The sequence below is a fragment of the Geodermatophilus sp. CPCC 206100 genome (assembly GCF_048569675.1).
In the GTDB taxonomy this organism is placed as follows: Bacteria; Actinomycetota; Actinomycetes; order Mycobacteriales; family Geodermatophilaceae; genus Geodermatophilus.
This window is the reverse complement of the sequence record NZ_JAQISV010000022.1, coordinates 110,222-116,221: the sequence shown is the minus strand read 5'-3', so window position 1 is coordinate 116,221 and position 6,000 is coordinate 110,222. Positions and strand designations below refer to the sequence as shown.

The following is a 6,000-nucleotide window of genomic DNA, read 5'->3' as shown; positions in this document are numbered from 1 at the left end:
CGCCGCGGACACCGGTGACCCCCGCACCGGTGTCCGCGGCGGTGCCCTGTGGCGCCGGCTGCTGCAGCTCGGCCCCTGGCTGGCGGTCGGGTTCGTGCTCGTGCTGATCGCGTCCATGGCGGGAGTGCTGCCCTGGCAGGTCATGCGGGTCGACTCCGACAGCATGCAGCCGACGGTCGACACCGCCGATCTCCTGGTCGTCCAGCGCGGGTCGGGGCCGGTCGAGCGCGGCACCGTGGTCGCCGTCCACGACCCCCTGGACGCCGACGGACTGCTGGTCAAGCGCGTGGTCGGCGTCGGCGGCGACGAGGTCGCCATCGAGGACGGCCTGCTGCTGATCAACGGCGAGCCGGTGTGCGAGCCGGCCATCGACCGGTCCCGGCTGGACGGCGTCTTCCACGGGCCGGTGGACGTTCCCGAGGACACGCTGTTCCTGCTGAGCGACAACCGGGACCGCTCGCTGGACTCCCGCTCCTTCGGTCCCGTCCCGGTCGACTCGATGGTGGGCACGGTCTCCTGGCGGCTGTGGCCGTCCCCGGGCGCCCTGCCCGACCCCTCCGAGGGCTGCTGACGCGACGCACCGCTCTCCCCTCGCACCACTCGGACCGGTGGCCGTCAGTGACGAACGGCCACCGGTTCCCTGTCCCCGCGCGCACGGACGGCGGTCACCGGGGCGGGTGACGCACGGCCGTCGTCGCTACCGAGAGTGATCCCGACCGAAGGAGACTGCACGGTGACAGCTGGAGCGCCGACCAGGCGAGAGCAGGCCGGCCGCCGGCACGGACTGCTCCGGAAGGTCGGCGCCTCGCTCGCGACCGTGGCGGCGACGGGCGGCCTGGTGGCGTTCGCGACGCTGGGCGCGTTCGAGGACGCCCAGGACCCCTTCCCGCACGCGGTGCTCGTGGTGCCGGCGGAGTGACTCCCGCGGGGGGCCGGTGACCCGGCTCAGCCGCGAAGCGGGCCGTCGGTGGCCGGGGACCCGGCCGGCGGGACGGCGACGTCCTCGGAGGACCGCGACAGCTCGTGCCACATCTTGTTCGTGTCGTTGAGCTCGCGCTCCACGGAGGTCAGCGCCACGTGCACCGGGATGCCCGGCCGGCCACCCACCTTCACGAGGAAGTGACCGCGGCCGGGGGGCTCCGCCTCGGCGCCCGCCCCGGGGTTCCAGGCCGGCGGGTCCTGCCAGCCGACGAGGAGGTCCTGCTCGGCCTGGGTCAGCGGGACGGCGGAGGTGAGCATCGGCATCTCCGCCGACGGCAGGCCGCCGCAGATCACCATGCCGGAGCGCTCGACGAAGCCGCGGGCCTTCATCCGGTCCTCCTCGGTGGGGAGGGCCAGGAGGTCGCTCATCGTGTGGCTGACCATCGCCATGCCGACGCCGCGCTGCCGGTTGAGGCGGGTGAGCGCGTCGACCCGGTCCACCATGCCGCGGCCGGCCCGCAGGGCCCGCCACAGCTCGTCGAGCACGACGAAGTGCCGCCGGCGGGGCTCGAGGCCCGCGTCGGCCAGCGCGTGCCCGACGCTGATCGAGCCGAACCCGGCCGACCAGCAGGCCAGCAGCACCGCGGCCTGCAGGTCGTTCTGGGCGTCGTCCACGCTGGACACGTCGAACACCACCGGCCGGTCACGGCGCATCGGCGTCGTCGTCGGCTCGGCGAAGATGCGGCCGAGCCGCCCGCCGCCGGTGAGGCCGATGAGGGTGGCCTCGAGGTCCTCCGTGACGTCGTCGTAGCGGGACCGGTCACCGCGGTCGAGGGCCGCGGCACGGACGTCCTCGGGCGCGGCGCGCAGCACCTCGAGCAGGTGGTGCAGGGTCGGCGCGCCGACCCGGTCGGTGTCGTGGGTGTCGTCGAGGACGCGCAGCGCGCGGTCGAGCACCGTCTCCTCGCGGTCGGTGGGCGGGGTGCCGCGCATGACCGTGATGAGCGCGGAGACGATCGCCTGACGCCGTCCGTGCGCGTCGGCCAGCACCTGGGTGCGGGCGTCGCCGGTGAGCCGCCGGGCGGCCGCCACGGCCTCGCCGGGGTCGAGCACGTTGAGGTGCCCGCGCCCACGCCCGAGCCGGATGACCTGGCCGCCGATGGCCTCCACCAGGTCGACGTAGTCGGGCTTGAGGTCGCCGAGCACCATGGGCAGCACGCCGTAGCCGGCCAGGCCCAGGGCCATCCGGCGCACGACGGTGGACTTGCCCAGGCCCGGCTTGCCGAGCACGAAGGCCGACGGGTTGCTGATCAGGTTGGCCCGCTGGAACCAGCTGATCGGGTCGCAGCAGAGGGTCGCGCCGGAGAGCAGGTTGCGGCCGAGCGGGACCCCGGTCATCGGCGTCCCGGCGCCGGCCGCGAACGGCCACAGGCCGCACGCCTGCACCGTGGTGGCCCGCCACTCGTCGGGGGCCTGCACGTAGGTGGCCGCGCCACCGCCGGGCCCCGGCCAGCCGCGGGGGCCGGGACCGGGCACCGGCCGCGAGGGCCGCGTGCGCCTCACAGCGCCTCCCTCAGCTCGCCGGGGACGGCCAGGTGGGCGGAGGGGACGATGCCCAGCGGCAACGCGGCCGCGAAGGCGGAGTCCTGCGACCCGTAGACCGGGCGCAGCTGGGTGCGGGCGGTCGCGGAGAGGCTGTCGATCGCGGCCCGGGCGACGTCGAGGGCGGCGTGCGGGTCGTCGAGCAGGTCGGCGTCGGCGACGGTCGCCGTCACCAGCATCCCGAAGTCGATGAGGCCCGCACCCCGGGCCTCCTCCTCGGCGGTGAGCGTCGCGGCCCGCTGCTCCAGCAGGGTGCGGGCAGTGGGCCGGGAGGACGACGCGGCCCGGAAGTCGGCGGTGCGCCGGTCCGCCTCGACCACGCGGGCGGCACGTCCGGCGTCCAGCGGGCGGTAGAGCAGGGTGACCCGCTTGCGGTCGATGTCGGGGTGGGGTGCCACCAGGTCGGCCAGCACCGACGAGTAGACCTCGCCGCGCGGCGCCTCGGTCATCGACCAGGTCACCGACAGCGCGCCGTCGTGGCGGTACCAGCCCCATCCGGCCTGCGCGGCGGTCGGGCCGACGTCGGCCCAGCGCAGCTCCGGGGCGCCCCCCGTGGCGCGGGCCTCGTCGAGGACGCGGGCGGCGGAGGGGTCGTAGGCCACGCGGATCACCTCGCACAGCTCCTGCGCGGTGGCCGGCCGGACGACGCCGGCGCCGGTGGCACTGAGCCCGGCGGTGAGGCCGGGCAGCCGGGTGCCGATGTCGCGGGCGACGTCCTGCGGCTCACGCTTGCGTCCACCGGCCCGCCCGGCGGTGGTGAAGGTGAGCGAGACGAAGGCGGTGACCGTCGCCGAGCCCGCCGGGTAGGAGTCGACGACCTCGCGCAGCATCGCCAGGGCGACCGAGGGGCCGTGGGGGTCCACGTGCGTGTCGACCTCCTGGCGCAGCCGGGTGCCCGAGTCGGGGGCGGTCTCGATGGTGACCGACGCGGCGACCAGGCCCGGCTCGTTGCCCAGCGCGGACAGCCAGGCGCCCCAGTGCGCGACCCAGGTGTCCACCTGCTCCTCGTCGACCAGCGAGGCGCCGTCGGGCTCGGTCATCAGGACGACGGTGGCGTGCCGGGTCGCCGGGACGGTGACCATCGCGAACGGGCGGCCGTGCGAGTCCTGCCACTCCGAGAGCTGCGAGGCCGCGGCCAGCCCGGGCAGCTGGAAGGTGCCGGTCGGGGTGCGGCCGAGCGGACCGGAGCGGTAGACGGTCGCCCCGCGGCGGCGGGCCCGCGCCCAGCCGATCCGGGCCGACAGCCGCTGCACCCCGGAGCGGTGGTGGCGGTCGCGGACCACCAGGAGGGTCAGCAGGAGGCCGAGGACGACCGCGGCGCCGATGGCCCACAGCAGCCCGGCCGTCATCAGCGTCGCGATGACGGCGATCAGGCCGAGGAGCAGGAGACCGGTGCCGAGCGCGCCGAGGTTGCCCAGGCCGGGGCTGCCCGGGCGGCGCCAGTTCCCGTAGGTGCGGGGCGAGGCGGAGGGGGCGGTCACGCGAGGGGGTCCTCTCCGTCGGGACGCGGGCCGGGGATGGCGGCGGTCTCGGTCGCCGGCCCGGCGGCGGCGCGGGCGCGGATGGCCTCGCGCTCGGGCCGGCGGCCCAGGCCGGGGAAGGCGTCGACGACCGGGCCGGCCACGCCCAGCCGGGCGGCACCGGTGCGCGGGTCGCGCGGCAGCGTGCCGGCCGCGTGGCGGGGAGCGGCGCCGCGGGCCGAGGGCACCCGCACCGAGGAGGACCCGCCGCTGGGGCCGGCGGCGACGGTGACCGGGGCGACCGGCCGGGCGCCGGTCGGCAGGCCGGCCGAGGCGGTGGCGCGCACCCGGCTGGTGGCGGCGACGGTCCGCACCATCGGCTTCAGCACCCGGAGCATCACCGGCAGGGCCGCGATGGCCAGCAGGAGGAACGTCGTGCCGGTGAGCGCCGCCACCAGCGGCGACTCCTCGGGCAGCGGGGTGAGGAACGCGGCGGCGTAGACCAGCGCCGCGGCCGGCTGGTAGAGCGAGAAGGCGACGGTCCAGGTCAGGGTCCGGACGAAGACGGCCCGGCCGGTGTCGGTGTTGGTCGCCGAGGCGGTCAACGGCAGCACCCCGGCGAGGACGACGAGCACCACGCCCCGCGCCACCAGGAGCACGACCTGCACCACGGCGGCCAGCAGGGTGGCCGTGCCGACCAGCACGGTGAGGACGACGGACAGCTCATCGGTGCTCTGGAGGGCCAGCAGGTCGGTCAGCCCGGCCTCGACGTCCCCGGTGGCCTGTTCGAGGATCCAGCCGGAGAACGCGTCGGAGGCGCTCACCAGGAGGATCACGCCGGTCAGTCCGGCGCCGGAGACCAGCACCAGCGTGCCCAGCCCGCGGATCAGCTCGGCCAGCGGAGCGGTGCGGCGCTGCCACACCATGCGCCCGGCCGCGATCAGCACCGCCAGGACGGCGATGGCGCCGGTGTACCAGGCCAGCGACCCGGTCAGCAGCCCCGTCGCCTCGGACGGCGTCGCGATGCCGTCGGAGCCGATGACGCCCAGTCCAGGGGACGGCGGGTCCGCCCACAGCCGCGCCACGGCAGCCAGCGCGTCGCCGGCCGCCTCGACGATCTCCCGCGCCAAGTCGCCCAACGGGTCACTCCCTCCGCTCTGGTCCGCCACACCGACGCCCGCGGCCGGGATGGCCGGGTCGAGGAACGCCTCGCCGATGTCGGTGGCGGTGGGGTCGGTACTGCTGATGTCGGCGCTCCCGGAGAGGGAGTCGCCGAGGTCGAGGGCCCCGAGGCCCGAGTCGTCGAGATCCGAGCCGTCGAGACCCGAGCCGTCGAGAGCCGAGCCGTCGAGGCCCGAGCCGTCCGGGCCGGGTCCGTCGAGACCTCCGCCGTCGGGTCCGCCGCCGAACGAGCCGCCGCCCGAGCGGCCGTCGTCCGGACCGGGCGCCGGGGGCACCACGGCGGCGGGGATGCGGTCCACCTCGACCGCGGTCTCCTGCGGCGTCGGCGCCGCGTCCACGACCGCGGCGGGGATCCGGTCCACCTCCACCGCCGTCTCCTGCGGCGTCGGCGGAGCAGGCGGGTCCGGCGTCGTCGGGTCCGTGGTGGGGTCCGGCGTCGTCGTCGGGTCCGTGGTCGGGTCCGGCGTCGTCGTCGGGTCCGTGGTCGGGTCCGGCGTCGTCGTGGGATCCGTGGTGGGGTCCGGCGTCGTCGTGGGATCCGTGGTGGGGTCCGGCGTCGTCGTGGGATCCGTGGTGGGGTCCGGCGTCGTCGTCGGGTCCGTGGTCGGGTCCGGCGTCGTCGTCGGGTCCGTGGTCGGCTCCGGCGTCGTCGTCGGGTCCGTGGTCGGCTCCGGCGTCGTGGTCGGTTCCGGCGTCGGCGTGGGCTCCGGAGTGGGCACGGGTGCCGGGTCCGGCGTCGGCTCGGGCTCCGGCGCGACGCTCGGCGTCGTCGGCTCGGGAGCCGCCGGAACCGTCGGCTGGGCGGCGGTCGTGGTCGCCGGCACGGCCGGTGTCG

General features: G+C 76.5%; 5 protein-coding genes. 2 read left to right on the top strand and 3 right to left on the bottom strand.

From position 1 onward, the window contains the following. Both lepB and PGN05_RS12895 read left to right on the top strand, forming a co-directional pair. Positions 1-571, top strand: a 571-nt coding sequence (gene lepB / locus PGN05_RS12900) for a signal peptidase I (protein WP_419752948.1), incomplete at its 5' end; no start/stop codon positions are given. A gap of 162 nt (positions 572-733) precedes the next feature. Beyond that, positions 734-919, top strand: coding sequence for a hypothetical protein (locus PGN05_RS12895; protein WP_419752947.1), 186 nt, complete (start codon positions 734-736; stop codon positions 917-919). Between the two features lie 26 nt (positions 920-945). On the opposite strand, the gene PGN05_RS12890 is transcribed toward PGN05_RS12895, so the two are convergent. The 3 genes from PGN05_RS12890 to PGN05_RS12880 are packed head-to-tail and all read right to left on the bottom strand — an operon-like array spanning position 946 to position 5,989. Beyond that, positions 946-2,484 (bottom strand): hypothetical protein, encoded by a 1,539-nt coding sequence (locus PGN05_RS12890; protein ID WP_419752946.1) that lies wholly within the window; start codon positions 2,482-2,484, stop codon positions 946-948. Continuing rightward, a complete protein-coding gene (locus tag PGN05_RS12885; protein WP_419752945.1) occupies positions 2,481-4,004 on the bottom strand; it encodes an SCO6880 family protein in 1,524 nt (507 codons plus the stop codon). The genes PGN05_RS12890 and PGN05_RS12885 overlap by 4 nt, the downstream gene beginning before the upstream one ends. Next, entirely contained in the window at positions 4,001-5,989 is a 1,989-nt protein-coding gene (locus PGN05_RS12880; protein ID WP_419752944.1) for a hypothetical protein, read from the bottom strand. Before PGN05_RS12880 ends, PGN05_RS12885 begins: the two co-directional genes overlap by 4 nt. Positions 5,990-6,000 lie beyond the last annotated feature (11 nt).